Raw genomic sequence first — 19,471 nt, 5'->3', positions numbered from 1 at the left:
GATGAACAAGAAACGGATTTTAGGTGCAATCACGTTAGCTTCTGTGTTAGTATTCGGGTTAGCTGCATGTGGTGGCGGCAATAAAGGCGGGGGCAATAAAGCAACGGAAACAGAAGACATTTCAAAAATGCCAATCGCTGTTAAAAATGATAAAAAAGCAATTGATGGCGGGACATTAGATGTCGCTGTAGTTATGGATACACAATTCCAAGGACTTTTCCAGCAAGAATTTTATCAAGACAACTATGATGCACAATACATGCTTCCAACAGTACAGCCATTATTTAACAATGATGCAGACTTTAAGATTGTCGATGGGGGTCCTGCGGATCTGAAATTAGATGAAGATGCCAATACAGCAACCATAAAATTACGTGACAATTTGAAATGGTCTGACGGTAAAGATGTGACGGCAGATGACGTGATTTTCTCTTATGAAGTCATTGGTCATAAAGACTATACAGGGATTCGTTATGATGATAACTTTACGAATATTGTTGGCATGGAAGACTACCATGATGGTAAATCGCCAACCATTTCTGGCATAGAAAAAGTCAATGATAAAGAAGTTAAAATCACTTATAAAGAAGTTCACCCAGGAATGCAACAATTAGGTGGCGGTGTTTGGGGTTCAGTTTTACCAAAACATGCCTTTGAAGGAATTGCTGTTAAAGACATGGAATCAAGCGATGCAGTTCGTAAAAACCCTGTGACTATTGGACCATACTACATGAGTAATATTGTGACAGGTGAATCTGTTGAATACCTACCAAATGAGCATTACTACGGTGGCAAACCTAAATTAGATAAATTAGTGTTCAAATCTGTTCCTTCTGCGAGCATTGTAGAAGCGATGAAAGCGAAACAATACGATATTGCATTATCAATGCCAACAGATACGTATCCAACATACAAAGATACTGAAGGGTATCAAATCTTAGGACGTCCCGAACAAGCCTACACGTATATTGGCTTTAAAATGGGCACGTTTGACAAAGAAACAAATACAGTGAAATACAATCCAAAAGCTAAAATGGCAGATAAAAGCTTACGTCAAGCCATGGGCTATGCAATTGACAATGATGCAGTCGGCCAAAAATTCTACAACGGCTTACGAACAGGGGCAACAACGTTAATCCCACCAGTCTTCAAGAGCTTGCATGATAGCGAAGCGAAAGGCTATACGCTTGATTTAGACAAAGCGAAAAAATTATTAGACGATGCTGGTTATAAAGACGTAGACGGCGATGGCATTCGCGAAGACAAAGAAGGCAAACCACTAGAAATCAAGTTTGCTTCAATGTCAGGCGGCGAAACTGCACAACCACTTGCTGATTACTATGTCCAACAATGGAAAGAAATTGGCTTAAACGTAACGTATACAACAGGACGCTTAATTGATTTCCAAGCCTTCTATGATAAATTGAAAAATGATGACCCAGAAGTAGATATCTATCAAGGCGCGTGGGGCACAGGTTCAGATCCTTCACCAACCGGCTTATATGGTCCAAACTCAGCCTTTAACTATACACGTTTTGAGTCAGAAGAAAATACTAAATTACTTGATGCGATTGATTCAAAAGCATCATTTGATGAAGAAAAACGTAAAAAAGCCTTCTACGATTGGCAAGAGTATGCCATTGATGAAGCGTTTGTAATCCCAACGCTTTACAGAAATGAAGTCTTGCCTGTCAACGACCGTGTAGTTGACTTTACTTGGGCAGTTGATACGAAAGATAATCCATGGGCAACAGTGGGTGTCACTGCGGAAAAACGTTAAACAACGTTCCGCTGATTTAATAGAGATAGAACGAGGTCGGGACAAAAGTGTTTAACTCCGAGAAATAAGGAGGAGTTGCTTCTGTTCCCGCCGTTTATCAGTTTTTGAGCGTGGCGCAAAAATCCAAAGTGGTTTTTGTCCCACGCTCTTTCTATCTCTTACGTAAACAAACGCTTTCATCTCAGTCATAGCTCTATTTATTTATTTTTTTCTAAAAAATAATGAGAACACAGTGAATAACAGGCTTTTTCTGAATAGAACCATTTAAAAAAAGTGAAAAAAAAAGTATAATGAAACAAGGTGTAAATAAATGTAAAGGAATGTGGAGAATGGACAATCAGTTAACAACAGAGTTAAAAGAACGTTACGGCATTGTTTTCCATGATGTCAATCTATTAGAGCAAGCTTTTACTCATTCATCCTATGTGAATGAGCATCGCTATTTAAAATTATCCGATAATGAACGTCTTGAATTTTTAGGAGATGCAGTTTTAGAATTAATTGTTTCACAATATTTGTATTTAAAATTCCCAGAACTTCCAGAAGGAAAATTAACGAAGATGCGCGCAGCCATCGTTCGGGAAGATAGTTTAGCCAAATTTGCGAAAGAATGTCACTTCGACAACTACATTTTATTAGGTAAAGGAGAAGAAGCATCGGGCGGACGAACACGTGCATCATTATTATGTGACTTATTTGAAGCCTTTTTAGGTGCCCTCTACTTAGACCAAAAAGTTGGCGCAGCCAAGAAATTTATTGAAGACGTTATTTTTCCGAAAATTGATGCCGGTGCTTTTTCACATGAGATGGATCACAAAACACAATTACAAGAAGTTTTACAACGCAAAGGCGATGTTTCAATTGAATATCGCTTAATTAAAGAAGAAGGCCCTGCTCATGACCGCACCTTTTTCACTGAAGTTTACATGAATGGTGAACTCATTGGGTTAGGCCAAGGAAAATCGAAGAAGTTAGCTGAACAGGATGCCGCTGAGCGGGCACTGAAAAGTATTCCTCAGTAAGGCTGGAAGGAGCAATATTCGTGTATTTAAAACGAATTGAAATTACAGGATTTAAATCATTTGCAGATAAAACCATTATTGAATTTGAAGATGATGTGACAGCAGTGGTTGGTCCGAATGGAAGTGGGAAAAGTAATATCACGGAAGCCGTTCGCTGGGTATTAGGTGAACAATCTGCGAAAAACCTTCGCGGTGGCAAAATGAACGACATTATCTTTGCCGGTTCGGAAGGTCGTAAACCGCTAAATATTGCGGAAGTTACCGTGACGTTAGACAACAGCGACCATTATTTAGCATTGGATTATAGTGAGATTAGTGTCACCCGTCGTTTAAAACGAACGGGCGAAAGTGACTTTTTTATTAATAAACAAGCGTGCCGTTTAAAAGACATTCAAGATTTATTTATGGATTCAGGGTTAGGCAAAGAATCTTTTTCAATTATTTCGCAAGGGAAAGTTGAAGCGATTTTTAATAGTAAACCTGAAGACCGTCGAGGGATTTTTGAAGAAGCAGCGGGCGTTTTAAAATACAAACAACGAAAGAAAAAGGCTGAACAAAAGCTTTTCGAAACTGAGGACAACTTAAGCCGTGTCCAAGATATCATTTACGAGTTGGAAGACCAATTAGTTCCTCTAGCCGCCCAAGCAGATGCGGCTAAAAAGTATTTAGCTTTGAAAGAAGAACTTACCGAAATTGATGTCAATTTAACTGTGACCGAAATTCAAGAAGCAAAAGCTATTTGGGAAACGAAAACGCAAGAATTAACAGCCATTGAAGAAAAGTTAGCTGGCGCAAGTAAACAAGTCCATGACCTAGAAGGCAAATTGGTACGTTTACGCAGCAAGCGCAATCGTTTAGATGAACAAATTGAAACGGAACAACAACAATTATTACAAGTGACAGAAGCGTTGAAACAAGCAGAAGGACAAAAAAATGTTTTAATTGAACGTTCTAAACACACCTCCCAAACGGCAAGCGAATACGAAGAGACATTGGCAGAAACGGCCGAAAAAATTGTTCGTTATCGAGAAGAATTGCAGACGCTGGAAACAGCAATCGCAGAAAAAACGGCACAACGTCAGACGTTAAAAGAAGCATTGGTTTTGGCAACGAAAGATGTGGAAAAATATAGTAAGTCTTCTAAAGAATTGATGGAGGAATTGCGCAGTCAGTATGTGGAAGTCATGCAAGAACAAGCCAATACAGCCAATGACTTAAAATATTTAGAACGACAATATCAACAAGAAACAGCTAAAAACCAACAATCGCTAGCAAAACACGAAGCGCTAGAAGAACAGATGGTTGAAGCTCTTGCAATGAAAGAGACGCTAGAAAAAGAGCAAAAAGTTGCAAAACAAGGCTTACAAGAACAACTGGAAGAATACACTGCGTTGAAAGCAACGCTTGAAGCCAAACGTGAACGATTAGCACAGCGTCAAAACGATATGTACCAAGCGATGAATCAAGTGCAACAAGCGAAGGCACGCCAAAAAAGTTTGCAAGAAATTCAAGAAAATTACGCTGGCTTCTATCAAGGCGTGAAAGCTGTATTGCGTCACAAAAACCAATTAACTGGGATTGTTGGCGCAGTGGCTGAGTTAATTGAAGTGCCTAAAGAATATACGTTGGCGATTGAAACGGCCTTAGGTGGTGCGGCGCAACATATTGTTGTGGAAAATGAGAAAGATGGTCGAGCAGGCATCACCTTCTTAAAACAACAACACAGTGGCCGAGCGACCTTTTTACCATTGACCACCATTAAGCCACGCTCTGTATCGGCGATGGTTCAGAATCGTTTGGCTGGTGCACCGGGCTTCGTGGGGATTGCCAGTGAATTAGTTCGTTATCCAGAACAAGTACAAACCGTTATTCAAAATCTCTTAGGCGTCACGATTTTAGCGGCAGATTTAACGAGTGCCAACCAGTTAGCAAAATTAGTCAATTACCAATATCGCGTTGTCTCATTGGAAGGCGATGTGATGAATCCTGGCGGTTCGATGACTGGGGGAGCCAATAAACGTGGCAACCAAGGAAGCCTATTTTCACAAGCGCAAGAACTTCAAACAATTACTGAACAAATGACTCAATTAGAAACACAACTAAGAAGTGTAGAACAAGAAGTCCAAGCGCTCTCGCAAGAAGTGAAAACAGCCACGGAACGTGCAGAAATGTTGCGCTCTGCTGGTGAACAAAATCGCTTAAAACAACAAGAAATTGACAATAAATTAGCCAATCAAACAGAAACGATTACTCGTTTAACAAAAGAAAAACGTCTGTTTGAATATGAATCACGGGAATTGCATCAATTCTTAACCGAATATCAAACGAAAAAAGCCACATTGACAGAGCAACAAGCAAACTTAACGGCAACGAAAGAACGTTTAGATGCTGAAATGAAACAAGTGGAACAAGAAGCTAGCCAAATGGAAACCTTTAAAGCTCAAGCGCAAGAACGCTTGACGACAGTTCAAGCAGAACAAGCAGTAGCGGCGGAACAATGTGCCCATTTTGCTCGTCAAAAGCAAGACAAACAAGAACAATTGGACGAATTGTTGATTCGAGAAACGGCCATCCGTCAACAGCTACAACAACTAAGTAGCCATTCTAGCGATCACCAGTTAACCGAAGAAGGCTTAGCGGCACAAGTCGCGCAATTAGCGGAGAAACAAACAGCGTTGCAAACCTCTTTACAAACGGCACGTAGTCAACGACAAGCGTTGCAAGAAGAAGTAGACGAGTTAGATACAAAATTAGCGGAAGAAAACAAACGCCAACAACAGTATTTAGCAGATAAAACACAAATTGAAGTCCTAAAAAATCGTGCAGAAATGCAATTAGATAGCTCGTTAAGTTACTTACAGGAAGAATACAGCTTAACCTTTGAAGCTGCCTATGAAGCGTATTTCCCAATCGATGATTTAGCGCAAGCACAGCAAACAGTGAAACGCCTAAAACAAGAAATTGAGCGGTTAGGACCTGTTAACTTAAGTGCCATCGAGCAATTTGAACAAGTCGATGAGCGCCATCAATTTTTAGTCAGTCAACGTGATGATTTATTAAATGCGAAAGAACAATTATTTGAAACCATGGATGAAATGGACCAAGAAGTGAAAGAACGGTTTAAAGAAGTCTTTGAAGCAATTCGTGGCCAGTTCAAAGTGGTATTCCCTAATATGTTTGGTGGCGGACGGGCAGAACTGGTGCTAACTAACCCAGAGGATCTCTTGAATACAGGGATTGAGATTGAGGCGCAACCACCAGGGAAAAAATTACAACATTTAAGCTTGTTGTCTGGAGGCGAACGGGCATTAACGGCGATTGCATTACTCTTTTCAATTATTCGTGTTCGACCCGTTCCGTTCTGTATTTTAGATGAAGTAGAAGCAGCTTTAGATGAAGCCAACGTTGCTCGTTTTGGCCATTATTTAAGCGAATTTGAAGATGGTACACAGTTTATCGTGGTGACACATCGTAAAGGGACAATGGAAGCCGCAGATGTTTTATATGGCGTGACTATGCAAGAATCTGGGGTTTCAAAAATCGTTTCAGTTCGCTTGGAAGAGGTCAAAGAAGGTGGCGCAATTGAAAAAAGCAATTAGCCAGAAGCAAGGAGGAGCGAACGTTTGATAAAATTAGTTGCTATTGATTTAGATGGAACATTATTAAATAGCCAAAAAGAGATTTCTTTACGGAATAAACAAGCACTGATGGCTGCGAAACAAGCAGGCGTGAAAGTTGTTATCTGCACAGGTCGACCTTTGGCAGCTATTGGTCCTTACTTAGAAGAATTAGGTTTACAAGATGAAGGCGATTATAGCATTACTTTTAACGGCGGGTTGGTTCAAAAAAATGACACAGGGGCCATTATTGAGAAAACATTGATGCCCTTGGAAGCGATTCATGAGCTGTACCAATTAGCAACCACACTCAACATGCCGTTTGATGTCTTATCCGATGAGGTCGTGATGCAATTGCCTTCTGCACCTAATTATCCTTCAATTTATAGTTCTCTAAACAAATTATTAACCTTTGAGTCCTACAAATTAGAAGAGTTAACCCCGAATCGAATTTATAACAAAGTTGTTGTTGCGATTGATGAATCGTATTTAAATGAACGCATCAAGGAAATTCCGGCCTCTTTTTATGAGCGTTTTGAAATTATTAAAACGCGAAATAACTTATTAGAATTTATGCCAAAAGGGATTACGAAAGCCTATGGTATTTCCTTGTTAGCCAAAGATTTAGGAATCCGTGCAGAAGAAATCATGACCCTAGGGGACGAAGAAAATGATTTACCGATGATCGAATACGCTGGCTTAGGTGTCGCCATGGCAAATGCGATTCCATTAGTTAAAGAAGCCGCAGATGTCGTTACAGACACGAATGACCAAGATGGTGTTGCCAAAGCGGTCGAAAAATATATTTTAACGCCGTTGGAAGGAGGCCAATAAGAATGGGATTTTTTGATAAAATTAAAAAAGCTTTTTCCGCTGAAAAAAAGGAAGAAGAAAAACAAGAGATCGTTGAAGAAACAGGAGACGAAACACCTAGTGATGAATCAGCGCCTACTGAATCAAAAGAAACCGCAGCAGAAGAGGCGCAAACAACGCCAGAAACGACAGCGGAAGAAGTCACAGAAACAGCCGATTTAACAGATAACGCTGAAATGGAAAAATTAGCTGGCGTAGAAGAAGCATTAGAAGAAGAGCCAGAAGAAATCCTGACAGAGGAAACACAAGAAGTTGTTGTGGAAGCGCCTGAGGAAGAAAGTAGTGTCGTGACTCCGTTGGCAGAACCAACAGACACGCAGGTTTCAGAAGAAATTGAAGAGTCAAAAGAAGAGCAGGTCCAAGAAAAATATGAAAAAGGCTTGGAAAAAACGCGTAAAACATTTGGTCAACGGTTGAACGAATTGTTTGCTAATTTCCGAAGCGTCGATGAAGATTTCTTTGAAGAATTAGAAGAAACGTTAATTGGTGCAGACGTAGGCTTTGATACATCCTTAAAAATTACAGAAGCCTTGCGACAAGAAGTGAAACTGCGAAATGTGAAAAAACCAGCTCAAGTTCAAAATACCATCATTGAAAAAATGGTTGATTTGTATGAAGAAGCAGGAATTAATGAAAATAATGCGATTAACTTACAGCCAAATGGCTTAACCGTGATTTTATTTGTTGGTGTTAATGGAGTTGGTAAAACAACCAGCATTGGTAAATTAGCCCATCAATACAAGTTGGAAGGAAAGAAAGTTTTAATGGCAGCTGCCGATACGTTCCGAGCGGGCGCCATCGATCAATTAGTTGTTTGGGGTGAACGGGCTGGCGTTGAAGTTGTGCGTGGGAATGCTGGCGGCGATCCAGCAGCGGTCGTTTTCGATGCAGTGGAACGTGCCAAAGCAGAACAGGCCGATGTTTTGCTAGTGGATACAGCAGGTCGTTTACAAAATAAAGTCAACTTAATGAAAGAATTAGAAAAAATTAAACGAGTCATTCAACGAGAAATTCCAGATGCGCCTCACGAAGTTCTCTTAGTCGTGGACGCAACTACTGGGCAAAATGCGATGACACAAGCCAAACAGTTCAAAGAAACAACCGATGTCACTGGCTTAGTTTTAACCAAACTAGACGGAACAGCCAAAGGTGGTATTGTCATTGCTATTCGGAATGAATTACACTTGCCAGTGAAATTAGTTGGTCTAGGTGAAGGCATTAACGATTTAGAACCATTTAATGCCAACGATTTCGCAATGGGCTTATTTAAAGGCTTATTAAAAGATGTTTAGTTGTAGAAAATAACAGGTTTGGGAAGAACGTGGGACAGGAGTATTTAGCTTCAAGAATGAAGAAGCTACTCCTGTCCCGCCGTTTATTTTAGGATTGGGACGGATGTTCTAAGTTCTTCCTAAATCGTTTCTGAAAAAATGAAGGAGTGAGGGAGAAGATGACAGAACAAATGTGGATTGAGAAGTTAGGATTAGAAGCGCATCCTGAGGGCGGTTATTTTAAACAAACCAATAAAAGTGAACAATTGATTCCGACCAAACGAGGCGAACGGGCGTTGCATACAGCGATTTTGTTTCTATTAAATACAGAAAGTCCGTCACATTTTCATCGTTTAAAAGCGGATGAATTATGGTTTTTTCACGATGGTCAGCCGTTAACCGTTCACTGTATTTTTCCTGATGGAACGTATCGAGCTGTTCAGTTAGGGAAAGAATTAGTTCAAGGACAACAGCTTTCGTTCTCAGTTCCTGCCGGCACAATATTTGGCTCTACAGTAGTGACAGGATTTGCGTTAGTCAGTTGTGTGGTTACACCAGGCTTTGAGTTTGAAGACTTCGAGTTATTTACTCAAGCGGAATTGTTAAACGATTATCCACAACATAGTGAAATCATTCAGCACTTGGCTTATCGAGAATTACCTTAAGAAAACGTTTTAGTAACATTTCTTTTATGAATATGCTAGTATAAATCAAACAAGCTTGTTGATTTTGTCGCAACGCACAGTTAGCTGTCGTAGATGATTAAAAGAAAGGGATGAATCACATGGGCACAATGGTTTTTGTTAACTTCCCAGTAGCGGATGTCCAACGTTCTACAGCATTTTATGAAAAACTTGGATTCAAAAAGAACGAGGAATTTTCAACAGAGGAAGCTAGTTCGATGATGTGGGATGATCAATTTTGGATTATGTTGTTGAACCATGACTTTTATGGAAAATTTATCCAAGAAAAGCAAATTATTGATGCGCAAACAACCAGTGGAGCATTAATTTCCTTTAGTTTAGAGAGTGCCGAAGCCGTAAAACAGTTTGGCGAAACCGCCAAAGCTAACGGAGGCAACTGCTACCGAGTTGATATGGGAATACCAGAAGAGCAAATGTATGGCTTAGAAGTGCAAGATTTGGATGGCAATAGCTTAGAACCTGTCTGGATGAAGATGTAAAAAGAGCCGCAAAATCTCTACAGATTTTGCGGCTCTTTTCCTACAAAAAACTATTGTAAATTATTGGCATTAGTAGCTTCAACACCATAAGAATCAGCTACTTTTTTCAAGCTAAATCCTTTTCCGTAGACTTCACTCGCACTCATTGAAATCAAAAAAGCTTCTTCATCAATCTCAAGAATGGCTTCTTTTAAGCGGGGAAAATCTTTTTCACGAATGACAGTCATTAAGAGCATGCCTTTCGCGCTTCGATAACCGCCTTCGATTGGCACCAAGGTCACACCTTTATCTAGTTCACGTAATAAGCGTTCTTGAATAGCGACATATTTTGGTGAAATAATCATCACATTCTTCGAGCGAACCAGACCAACTTGAATCATGTCAACGACACGACCAATTGTAAATAAACAAATTAAAGAGAATAGCACAATATCTGCATTAAAAGCATACATTGCTGATAAAATGACTAAACCATCGACGAATAAAATAGCAATACCTAAGGAAACTTTGAAGTATTTATTGACAATTTGTGAAATGATTGCTGTCCCACCAGTTGAAGCATTGCCACGGAAAACCAAGCCTAGGCCAGCACCTGTAATAATACCGCCAAATAATGCTGCTAGAAAAATATTATGTGTTAAAACAGGCATCCCCGAAGTAATTCCTACAAAAAATGGATAAATAAGGCTGCCATAAATGGTTTTGACACCGACCTCTTTCCCAAGAAGTAAGAAACAAAGCACTAAAAGAGGAATATTGATGGCGTAAAGAACAATGGCGGGACTAATCCCGAAAACATAATTAATAACAATACTAATGCCATTGGCTCCGCCTGCGACAAGTTTATTTGGCAATAAGACCGCATTGATTGAAATGGCCAAAATGAATGCACCGACTGTTACATAGGCGGTGTCTTTTAAACGTTGGGCTGTAAAAAATTTATTCATGAAATACCTCCAATTATTTATTAGTTTAGTGAATGATGACATAAAAAAAGACAGAACATGAGAGACAAGCCTAATCGACTTATGTCCCACACTCTAAATCTTCAACTAATCAACTGAACACTTTTTCCTTATACTAACATGAAATACGACAAGAAAACATAGTGAACAAACAATTTTTTGGAAAAGAGGTCGGGACAGAACCGTTTAGCTCCGAGAATTTCGGCTTATTTCCGAAGGAGTTGGTTCTGTTCCCGCCGTTTATCAGATTTTGAGCCCGGAACAAAAATCCAAAGTGATTTTTGTCACAGGCTCAAAAAAGTCAAAAAGCGGCCAGCCCAAATAGCTTCATGATGTTGGATAATTTGTGCCGCGGTTAAATGTCCATTATCCAAGGTGGAAGTGGTTTTCGGTGTCATCAAACACGTATAGCCTAAACCATGAGCCATCCGAATTGTAGTGTCCACACAAAACTCGGTTTGGACACCAGCGATTTCTAACGTTTGAACGGCTTGTTCCGTCAGTAAATCATTTAAATTTGTTTGGTAAAAGGCATTCGCATGCGTTTTGCGGATGAAAAAATCTGTGGGCTGTGCATCCAGCTTTTCAAAAAGTTGCCAAGAGTCTGAGTCAAAAGGTAATTCGGTTTCTTCATGTTGAACAAAAATAATGGGCGCATGGTGTTGGCGGTAGACAGCAATACGCTGATTGACCTTTTCCAACACTGCTGGCAGACGGTACAATTGCTGCGACGGACTTTCGATGCCTTTTTGAAAGTCAATTAAAAGTAATGCACGATTTTTCATGAGCAATCCCCACTTTCTATAAACTAGTTGTTTTCAGTCTAACGGAAAAAGGCGCTCTCTAAAAGTGTCTCGAAAATTCCCAAGTGAACGTTCAAAAAAACAGCATATTTACTCGTTTTCCTATATAATAGTAAGAGAAACAGATAGTTTGTAGAAAGAAAGGCGACAAGATGAATTATAGAGAATTAATGCAAAAGAAAAATGTTCGTCCTTACGTATTGATGGCTCGTTTTGGTTTAGAAAAAGAAAACCAACGTAGTACACGAGAAGGGCTTTTAGCGACAACTGATCATCCCGCGGTTTTTGGTAACCGTTCTTATCATCCATATATTCAAACAGATTTTAGTGAAACACAATTAGAACTAATCACGCCTGTAGCAAATAGCGGCACAGAAATGCTTCGTTTTTTAGATGCCATTCACGATGTTGCTCGTCGTTCGATTCCAGAAGATGAAATGTTGTGGCCATTAAGTATGCCGCCACAATTACCAACAAAAGATGAAGAGATTAAAATTGCTAAATTAGATCAATATGATGCAGTGTTATATCGTCGTTATTTGGCAAAAGAGTATGGCAAACGAAAACAAATGGTCAGCGGAATTCATTTTAATTTTGAATATGACCAAGCCCTGATTCAGCAATTATATGATGAACAATCCGAAGTGACAGATTGCAAACAATTTAAAACGAAAGTGTACATGAAAGTTGCCCGTAACTTTTTACGTTATCGTTGGTTAATTACGTATCTTTTTGGGGCTTCGCCAGTTAGTGAAGACGGCTACTTTAGGGTCTATGACGACCAGCCGCAAGAACCCATTCGCAGTATTCGGAATAGTACGTATGGCTACAGAAATCATGACAATGTGAAAGTATCGTATGCCTCATTGGAACGCTATTTAGAAGATATTCATCGCATGGTGGAAAATGGTTTACTTTCTGAAGAAAAAGAATTTTATGCGCCTGTGCGCTTACGTGGCGGGAAACAAATGTCTGATCTGCCTAAAACAGGTATTCGCTATATCGAGTTGCGTAATTTAGACTTAAATCCTTTTTCACGTTTAGGCATTGTGGAAGATACTGTGGATTTCTTACATTATTTCATGTTGTATTTATTGTGGACAGATGAAAAAGAAGAAGCGGATGAATGGGTAAAAACTGGCGATATTTTTAATGAACAAGTGGCTCTTGGTCATCCTCATGAAACGATTAAGTTAATTGCAGAAGGCGATCGGATTTTTTCAGAAATGATTGATATGTTAGATGCTCTAGGCATTCGCAAAGGCAAAGAAGTTGTCGGTAAGTATTATCAACAACTGCGGAATCCACAAGACACCGTTTCTGGCAAAATGTGGACGATTATTCAAGAAAACTCCAACAGTGAACTGGGAAATATTTTTGGAAACCAATATCAAAGTATGGCCTTTGAACGCCCTTATCAATTAGCTGGTTTCCGTGAGATGGAATTATCCACACAAATTTTCTTGTTTGATGCGATTCAAAAAGGTTTGGGAATCGAAATTTTAGATGAACAAGAGCAATTTTTGAAACTGCAACATGGCGAGCACATTGAATACGTCAAAAATGCCAACATGACTAGCAAAGATAACTACGTGGTACCATTGATTATGGAAAACAAAACCGTGACAAAGAAAATTTTGTCTGCAGCAGGGTTCCATGTGCCTGGCGGTGAAGAATTTTCATCTTTTATTGAGGCACAAGAAGCACATTTACGCTACGCCAATAAAGCGTTTGTCGTGAAACCAAAATCAACGAATTACGGTTTAGGAATTACCATTTTTAAAGAAGGCGCTTCGTTGGAAGACTTTACGGAAGCGTTACGGATTGCTTTTAAAGAGGACACAGCGGTTTTAATTGAAGAGTTTTTACCTGGAACAGAATATCGGTTCTTTGTGTTAAATAATGATGTAAAAGCCATCATGTTGCGCGTGCCAGCCAATGTTACCGGAGATGGCAAACACACTGTAGAAGAATTGGTGGCCGCTAAAAATAGTGATCCATTGCGGGGGACCAATCACCGTGCACCACTAGAATTAATCCAGTTAAATGATTTAGAAAAACTAATGTTGAAAGAACAAGGTTTAACTATCTATTCTGTGCCAGAAAAAGAGCAAATCGTGTACTTGCGAGAAAATTCTAATGTTAGCACGGGCGGGGATTCGATTGATATGACCGATGTCATTGATGATAGTTATAAACAAATCGCCATTGAGGCCGTAGCTGCTTTAGGAGCCAAAATTTGTGGCATTGATTTAATCATTCCTGACAAAGACGTAAAAGGCACACGTGATAGCTTAACGTACGGGATTATCGAAGCAAACTTTAATCCAGCCATGCACATGCATGTGTATCCTTACGCTGGAAAAGGACGCCGTTTGACAATGGACGTTTTAAAACTTTTATACCCAGAAGTGGTTCAATAAAAAAAGAATACCGCCAAAAAATTCATAATAGATTTTTTGGCGGTATTCTTTATAAAAACGTTTTCTTGGTGAACCCAATAGGTTATACTAAAACTATTACCAATGAAAGTTGTATGACGGTGGCTCTGAGTTAGAGAGGCAGGTGATGCCTATGTGTATCCGATGCACTTTAACGAAAGGAGCATTTTTTTGTCAATCGAAGCGGCATTGGAATTGATGATTAGTTTTGCAGCGTTTGTTGCACTACTGATTTTCGGTATCCTTGAAGCAACGAAAAACGATAAAAAATAACCGTTCATAAGCTTAGACGGCTGAACGGTTAAAGAACAACAAAAACTTAACTCAGTAAGCCACCAGTTCTTATAACTGGTGTTGGTATAAAGGAGAGGTATGTAGTAGCATATCTCTCTTTTCATTTTCATAATAGCATAATTCTATTTAAAATGGAAGCGCTCATAACTTATATCATTTTATAGAAAATTCCTATAAAAACGTTTTCTTGGTGAACCCAATAGGTTATACTAAAACTATTACCAATGAAAGTTGTATGACGGTGGCTCTGAGTTAGAGAGGCAGGTGATGCCTATGTATATCCGATGCACTTTAACGAAAGGAGCATTTTTTGTCAATCGAAGCGGCATTGGAATTGATGATTAGTTTTGCAGCGTTTGTTGCACTACTGATTTTCGGTATCCTTGAAGCAACGAAAAACAATAAAAAATAACCGTTCACAAGCTTCGTAGGCCGAACGGTTAAGATTCAAAACTTAACTCAGTAAGCCACCAGTTCTTATAACTGGTGTTGGTATAAAAGGAGAGGTATGTACCCGCATACCTCTCTTTTTCATCTTTATAATAGCATAATTCTATTATAAATGGAAGCGCTCATAACTTTCCTTGAGCTTTTTATGATTGAAATAGTTTTTGCCAAAAGCCTTTTTTAGCTGTTGGCTCTTCTTTTGGCGTTTCTGTTGCTTGAGGATATTTTTCTGTAACGTCAATCACAGGTTCATCGACTGCATGTTTTTCAGCTAACAGTAAGCCGAGAGAGTCAGGGTTGTTCTCCACAAAATTGTTAACAATCTTAAAGTTTGCGCCATGCTGATTTAATAATTTAATATAGGTACTTTGCAGGTCAGAAGAGATTTCGCCATTTAAAAGTACTGTAACTTCAGGATGCTTCGCTAATTCTTCTAATAAATGTTTTTGGTTCTGTGCATCTTTCATTTCAGCGACGGTCATGGAGAGACGGCAGCGTTCACGAAATGTGCCCATGTATTTGTGTTGTTCTTCAGGATTAACGAGGGGCGTACCGTACATTCCTTTATCCAGACGTTGTTGTAAGTCATCATTCGCCATTCAGTAACACTCCTTTCCTAACGTTTCCCTCCATTATAGCATATCTTAGATAAGTCGTTGGTCAGTCGGCTTGAGAAGAAGTTTTTAATAAAGGAAAAAAAGTGGTTGCATTTGTGATGATTTTCTCATACACTGTAATTAAGAATGAGAATCATTCTCAATTAAATAAAAATGGAGTTTTCTCATGAAAAAGATTGGTTTGTTTGTTCTACTATTACTTTTCAGCTTATTGTCATTAGTGATAGGGGTGAAGGACATTGCACTTTCTCAGTTGTTTCAATTAGATGCGCAGCAACAATTTGTTTTATTTACCACCCGTGTTCCCCGCACGTTGAGTTTAATCATTGCTGGTAGTACGATGAGTATTTCTGGATTGATTATGCAGCAACTCACACAAAATAAATTTGTCGCTCCTAGTGTCGCTGGAACAACCGATAGTGCAAGGTTGGGTATTTTAGTCGCAATGTTATTTTTCCCAACAGCTCCGTTTCTCTATCGAACGGCAATTGCTTTTATTTTTGCGCTAAGCGGGACCTTGTTATTCTTAGCGCTAATTCGATTATTACCAAGTAAGAATCAAGTGATGGTCCCTTTGGTGGGCGTGATGTTTGGTAACATTCTAGGTTCAATTGCCACATTTTTTGCCTATCAATACCAATTGGTTCAAAATATGTCTGCTTGGTTACAAGGAAATTTTTCCACAGTTATGAAAGGGAATTATGAATGGTTATTCTTAATGATTCCTTTGTGGTTTGTTATTTATTTATTTGCTTATCATTTCACTGTCGTTGGTATGGGTGAAGCATTTGCAAATAGTCTTGGCGTCCATTACCAGCGAATTCAGTTTTTAGGTTTGACGCTGGTTGCTTTAGCAAGTGCCATCGTTTTATTGATGGTGGGGAATATTCCGTTTTTAGGGGTTGTGATTCCCAATCTCGTGTCTTTACGTTATGGCGATCATATGAAAAATACCTTGTGGTTAACTGGGATTTGCGGGAGTTTGTTCTTGTTAATCTGTGATATTTTAGCACGAGTATTGATTGCCCCCTATGAAATTCCTGTCAGCGTGGTTGTCGGAACATTAGGGAGCATTTTGTTCATTTTATTATTACTAAGGGGGCGCAAACAATGAAACGGCCTTTAAAAAAATGGCTTTCATTACTTTTGCTTTTAGCTGCCGTAGTAATTGTGAGCCTTTGTTATTTAACTTATAACACGTATGGCAATTGGTCCTTTGCTTTGGCGTTACGAGGCAAAAAGTTATTGGCTTTTATTTTTGTTGGAATCGCTGCGGCTTTTTCAACTATTAGTTTTCAAACAGTCACGCAAAATCATTTCCTAACGCCAAACATTTTAGGGATGGATTCCTTGTATGTCTTTGTGCAGACGGTGTTATTTTTTCTTTTAGGAGGCGCACAAGCGTTAGGCCAAGTAAGTCTTGGGTCGTTTTTGATGAACGTCTTTTTAATGGTGTTTTTAAGTACTAGTTTATCGTATTTTCTATTACGCAAAAATCAATCCGATTTATTTTTATTATTGATGATTGGCATGATTTTAGGTACTTTTTTCAGTAGTATTAGTACGTTTTTACAAGTGATTATGGATCCTAACGAATACGACTTACTCCAAGGAAAGTTGTTTGCCAGTTTCGGTAACGTCAATAGTCAGTATCTCGTTTTCGTTGGTGTGGCGGTACTCATAATTTGTGGGATACTTTGGCGGGAAAGTTACCGTTTAGACGTTTTACATTTAGGGAACCATCGAGCCCAGAATTTGGGGATTGCTGTGAATCAGTTTCAATTAGTGTTGTTGTGTTTGATCAGTAGTCTGGTCGGCTTATCAACAGCATTAGTGGGACCGATTACATTTTTAGGTTTTATCGTGGCCAATATGAGTTATCAATTCATGAAAACCTATCGCCACCGAGAACTGTTTGTGGCAGGGAGTTTAATAGCAGTCTTTTTACTGGTGTTCGGTCAATTGATGGTTGAACAGGTCTTTCATTTGAATACCCCGCTAAGTGTGGTGATTCAATTTGTTGGGGGCGTTTATTTTATATGGAAAATTATTGCAGAAAGGAAGCAACGCACATGATCCAGATGAGTGATGTATCAAAAAAATATGGCGATAAATTTGTCGTTTCAGACATTGATTTACCTATTTCTGAAGGCAAATTAACGGCCTTTATTGGACCAAATGGCGCTGGGAAAAGCACGCTGCTAGCCATGATGAGTCGCTTAATTCCCAAAGATACCGGGGAAATTTATCTGGACAAGCAAGAAGTAAAAACCTGGAAGCAATCGGCTTTTTCACAAAAAATTGCCCTTTTAAAACAAGCCAACGGTGTACAACTTAAATTAACTGTGCGAGAACTGGTCAATTTTGGTCGTTTTCCTTATTCCAAAGGTCGCTTAAAAAGCGCTGACCACGAAAAAGTAACAGAAGCACTGGAACAATTGGGCTTAACTGAAATGGCGGAAGAATACATTGATACCCTTTCTGGGGGCCAATTACAAAGGGCGTATATTGCCATGATTTTAGCCCAAGATACCGATTATATTTTATTAGATGAGCCCTTAAATAACCTCGACATGAATTATGCGGTTCAAATGATGCAGATTCTTAAACGCTTAGTGGATGAACTAGGAAAAACGATTCTGATTGTTCTACATGATATTAATTTTGCCGCAAGCTATGCAGATGAAATTGTCGCCATGAAAGGCGGAAAGCTCTATGCGCATGGCGCAACAGAAGAAGTTATTCAAACAAGTATTTTAAATGATCTTTATGAAATGAATATCCGGATTTGTGAAATTGAAGGAAAACGCTTTTGTCTTTATCACTAAATCGGGCAATTTAAAAATAACGTTTTTGGAGGAAAAGAATGAAAAAGAAATTTTTAGCAATGATGGCAGTTTCAATGATGGGACTGTTAATGTTAAGTGCTTGTCAAACAAATAAAAAAACAGCAGATTCTGCAACAACAGAAACAACAGCTAAAACGGAAGTCACAGTCAAAGACACCAATGGTCAATTAACCGTTCCCAAAAATCCTAAGAAAGTCGTTGTTTTTGATAATGGTTCCTTGGATACAATGGATGCACTAGGTGTCGGTGACCGCGTGGTAGGTGCGCCAACTAAAAATATCCCTGCGTATTTGAAAAAATACCAAAAAGTTGAATCAGCAGGCGGCATTAAAGAACCAGATTTAGAAAAAATCAATCAACTAAAACCAGACTTAATTATTATTTCTGGTCGTCAACAAGATTATCAAGAACAATTAAAAGCCATTGCGCCAACCATTTACTTAGCTGTAGATGCCAAAAATCCTTGGGCATCAACGAAACAAAATATCGAAACATTAGGCACTATTTTTGATAAAGAAGAGGTAGCTAAAGAAAAAATAACTGGCTTAGAAAAAGAAATTGCTGACGTGAAAAAACAAGCAGAAGCTAGCGCGAATAATGCGCTTGTTGTGTTAGTTAACGAAGGACAACTTTCCGCTTACGGAAAAGGCTCTCGTTTCGGTTTAATTCATGATACATTTGGCTTCAAAGCAGCAGACGATAAGATTGAAGCTTCCACTCATGGGCAAAGTGTTTCTTACGAATATGTTTTAGAAAAAAATCCTGGGATTCTCTTTGTGGTAGATCGCACCAAAGCAATTGGTGGCGACGATTCAAAAGATAACGTCGCTGCAAACGAATTGATTCAAAAAACCGATGCTGGTAAAAATGATAAAGTCATTATGCTTCAACCAGATGTTTGGTATCTAAGCGGTGGTGGATTAGAATCAATGCATTTGATGATAGAAGACGTTAAAAAAGGATTAGAGTAAAATTGTTTTAGAAAAGAGGAATTGAAACCTCTTTTCTTTTTTTAATGAAAAACAAAAAAGTTTTAAATTAAAAATGTGGTTGACGACCTCGAAAATGTTTGCTAAACTATCCGTAAATCAGTATGATTGATGAAACAAATAAAAGAACAAAATGTGATGAGAAGGAAAGTACTTTTTAAAATAGCTTGCAGAGAGCCTCGTTTGGTGAGAAGAGGTAGTGACGTTAAAGGGGAAAATGGCCTTTGAACAGGTTGGTTGAAGCCGTTCGCTTAAACCAATTCAGGTGCGCCTGTTATAGCGCTACAGTATGATTGTACTGGAAACGAGCGGATCTTTTT

Annotated in this window: 17 protein-coding genes and 1 other annotated feature (1 of these 18 cut by a window edge); of the genes, 14 read left to right on the top strand and 3 right to left on the bottom strand. The window is 38.9% G+C overall.

The genetic code is table 11. From position 1 onward, the window contains the following. Nucleotide 1 precedes the first annotated feature (1 nt). The 7 genes from opp2A (at nt 2) to IGJ37_RS12065 (ending at nt 9,746) form a co-directional block, all read left to right on the top strand. Entirely contained in the window at nt 2–1,780 is a 1,779-nt protein-coding gene (gene opp2A, locus IGJ37_RS12095) for an oligopeptide ABC transporter substrate-binding protein Opp2A (protein WP_002354945.1), read from the top strand. Nucleotides 1,781–2,109: 329 nt separating this feature from the next. Next, entirely contained in the window at nt 2,110–2,802 is a 693-nt protein-coding gene (gene rnc, locus IGJ37_RS12090) for a ribonuclease III (protein ID WP_002354946.1), read from the top strand. Nucleotides 2,803–2,822: 20 nt separating this feature from the next. Then, the gene (gene smc, locus IGJ37_RS12085; protein ID WP_104845175.1) at nt 2,823–6,401 is read left to right on the top strand and encodes a chromosome segregation protein SMC; all 3,579 of its coding nucleotides are present in this window, start codon (nt 2,823–2,825) and stop codon (nt 6,399–6,401) included. Nucleotides 6,402–6,425: 24 nt separating this feature from the next. Next, nucleotides 6,426–7,253 carry a Cof-type HAD-IIB family hydrolase gene (locus IGJ37_RS12080; RefSeq protein WP_016618586.1) on the top strand — a complete coding sequence of 276 codons (828 nt, stop codon included), beginning with the start codon at nt 6,426–6,428 and terminating at the stop codon, nt 7,251–7,253. Between the two features lie 2 nt (nt 7,254–7,255). Next, a complete protein-coding gene (ftsY, locus tag IGJ37_RS12075; protein WP_325815211.1) occupies nt 7,256–8,584 on the top strand; it encodes a signal recognition particle-docking protein FtsY in 1,329 nt (442 codons plus the stop codon). 158 nt (nt 8,585–8,742) lie between these two features. Next, nucleotides 8,743–9,228, top strand: a complete 486-nt coding sequence (locus IGJ37_RS12070) for a cupin domain-containing protein (RefSeq protein WP_325815210.1) — start codon at nt 8,743–8,745, stop codon at nt 9,226–9,228. A 119-nt stretch (nt 9,229–9,347) separates the two neighbouring features. After that, on the top strand, nt 9,348–9,746 hold the full coding sequence (locus tag IGJ37_RS12065; protein WP_002354951.1) for a VOC family protein: 399 nt from the start codon (nt 9,348–9,350) through the stop codon (nt 9,744–9,746). Nucleotides 9,747–9,796: 50 nt separating this feature from the next. Here IGJ37_RS12065 and IGJ37_RS12060 read toward each other — a convergent pair whose 3' ends face one another. Both IGJ37_RS12060 and IGJ37_RS12055 read right to left on the bottom strand, forming a co-directional pair. Beyond that, a complete protein-coding gene (locus tag IGJ37_RS12060; RefSeq protein WP_002365354.1) occupies nt 9,797–10,693 on the bottom strand; it encodes a YitT family protein in 897 nt (298 codons plus the stop codon). 302 nt (nt 10,694–10,995) lie between these two features. After that, nucleotides 10,996–11,496 (bottom strand): cysteine hydrolase family protein, encoded by a 501-nt coding sequence (locus IGJ37_RS12055; protein WP_002365352.1) that lies wholly within the window; start codon nt 11,494–11,496, stop codon nt 10,996–10,998. Nucleotides 11,497–11,666: 170 nt separating this feature from the next. Here IGJ37_RS12055 and gshAB point away from each other — a divergent pair, with 170 nt between their 5' ends. The 3 genes from gshAB (at nt 11,667) to IGJ37_RS12040 (ending at nt 14,661) form a co-directional block, all read left to right on the top strand. Further along, entirely contained in the window at nt 11,667–13,937 is a 2,271-nt protein-coding gene (gshAB, locus tag IGJ37_RS12050; RefSeq protein WP_325815209.1) for a bifunctional glutamate--cysteine ligase/glutathione synthetase, read from the top strand. A 189-nt stretch (nt 13,938–14,126) separates the two neighbouring features. Further along, nucleotides 14,127–14,228, top strand: a complete 102-nt coding sequence (locus IGJ37_RS12045; RefSeq protein WP_075551663.1) for a putative holin-like toxin — start codon at nt 14,127–14,129, stop codon at nt 14,226–14,228. A 331-nt stretch (nt 14,229–14,559) separates the two neighbouring features. Then, entirely contained in the window at nt 14,560–14,661 is a 102-nt protein-coding gene (locus IGJ37_RS12040; RefSeq protein ID WP_021164441.1) for a putative holin-like toxin, read from the top strand. 181 nt (nt 14,662–14,842) lie between these two features. On the opposite strand, the gene IGJ37_RS12035 is transcribed toward IGJ37_RS12040, so the two are convergent. Then, complete coding sequence (locus IGJ37_RS12035; protein ID WP_010710887.1) at nt 14,843–15,295, bottom strand: YueI family protein; 453 nt, start codon at nt 15,293–15,295, stop codon at nt 14,843–14,845. 184 nt (nt 15,296–15,479) lie between these two features. Between IGJ37_RS12035 and IGJ37_RS12030 the strand changes: the two genes are divergently transcribed. The 4 genes from IGJ37_RS12030 to IGJ37_RS12015 are packed head-to-tail and all read left to right on the top strand — an operon-like array spanning nt 15,480 to nt 19,133. Further along, nucleotides 15,480–16,427 (top strand): ABC transporter permease, encoded by a 948-nt coding sequence (locus IGJ37_RS12030; RefSeq protein ID WP_002354960.1) that lies wholly within the window; start codon nt 15,480–15,482, stop codon nt 16,425–16,427. Then, entirely contained in the window at nt 16,424–17,389 is a 966-nt protein-coding gene (locus IGJ37_RS12025) for an iron chelate uptake ABC transporter family permease subunit (RefSeq protein WP_325815207.1), read from the top strand. The genes IGJ37_RS12030 and IGJ37_RS12025 overlap by 4 nt, the downstream gene beginning before the upstream one ends. Continuing rightward, nucleotides 17,386–18,141 carry an ABC transporter ATP-binding protein gene (locus IGJ37_RS12020; protein WP_002354962.1) on the top strand — a complete coding sequence of 252 codons (756 nt, stop codon included), beginning with the start codon at nt 17,386–17,388 and terminating at the stop codon, nt 18,139–18,141. Before IGJ37_RS12025 ends, IGJ37_RS12020 begins: the two co-directional genes overlap by 4 nt. A 38-nt stretch (nt 18,142–18,179) precedes the next feature. After that, the gene (locus IGJ37_RS12015) at nt 18,180–19,133 is read left to right on the top strand and encodes a siderophore ABC transporter substrate-binding protein (protein WP_002370087.1); all 954 of its coding nucleotides are present in this window, start codon (nt 18,180–18,182) and stop codon (nt 19,131–19,133) included. A 147-nt stretch (nt 19,134–19,280) separates the two neighbouring features. Next, nucleotides 19,281–19,471, top strand: a binding site (T-box leader); it runs 55 nt beyond the window's last position.

Origin of the sequence: Enterococcus sp. AZ104, from assembly GCF_050546705.1 — a bacterium.
Taxonomy (GTDB): domain Bacteria; phylum Bacillota; class Bacilli; order Lactobacillales; family Enterococcaceae; genus Enterococcus; species Enterococcus faecalis.
The sequence above is the reverse complement of the archived record's forward strand: the minus strand, read 5'-3'. Positions and strand labels throughout refer to the sequence as shown.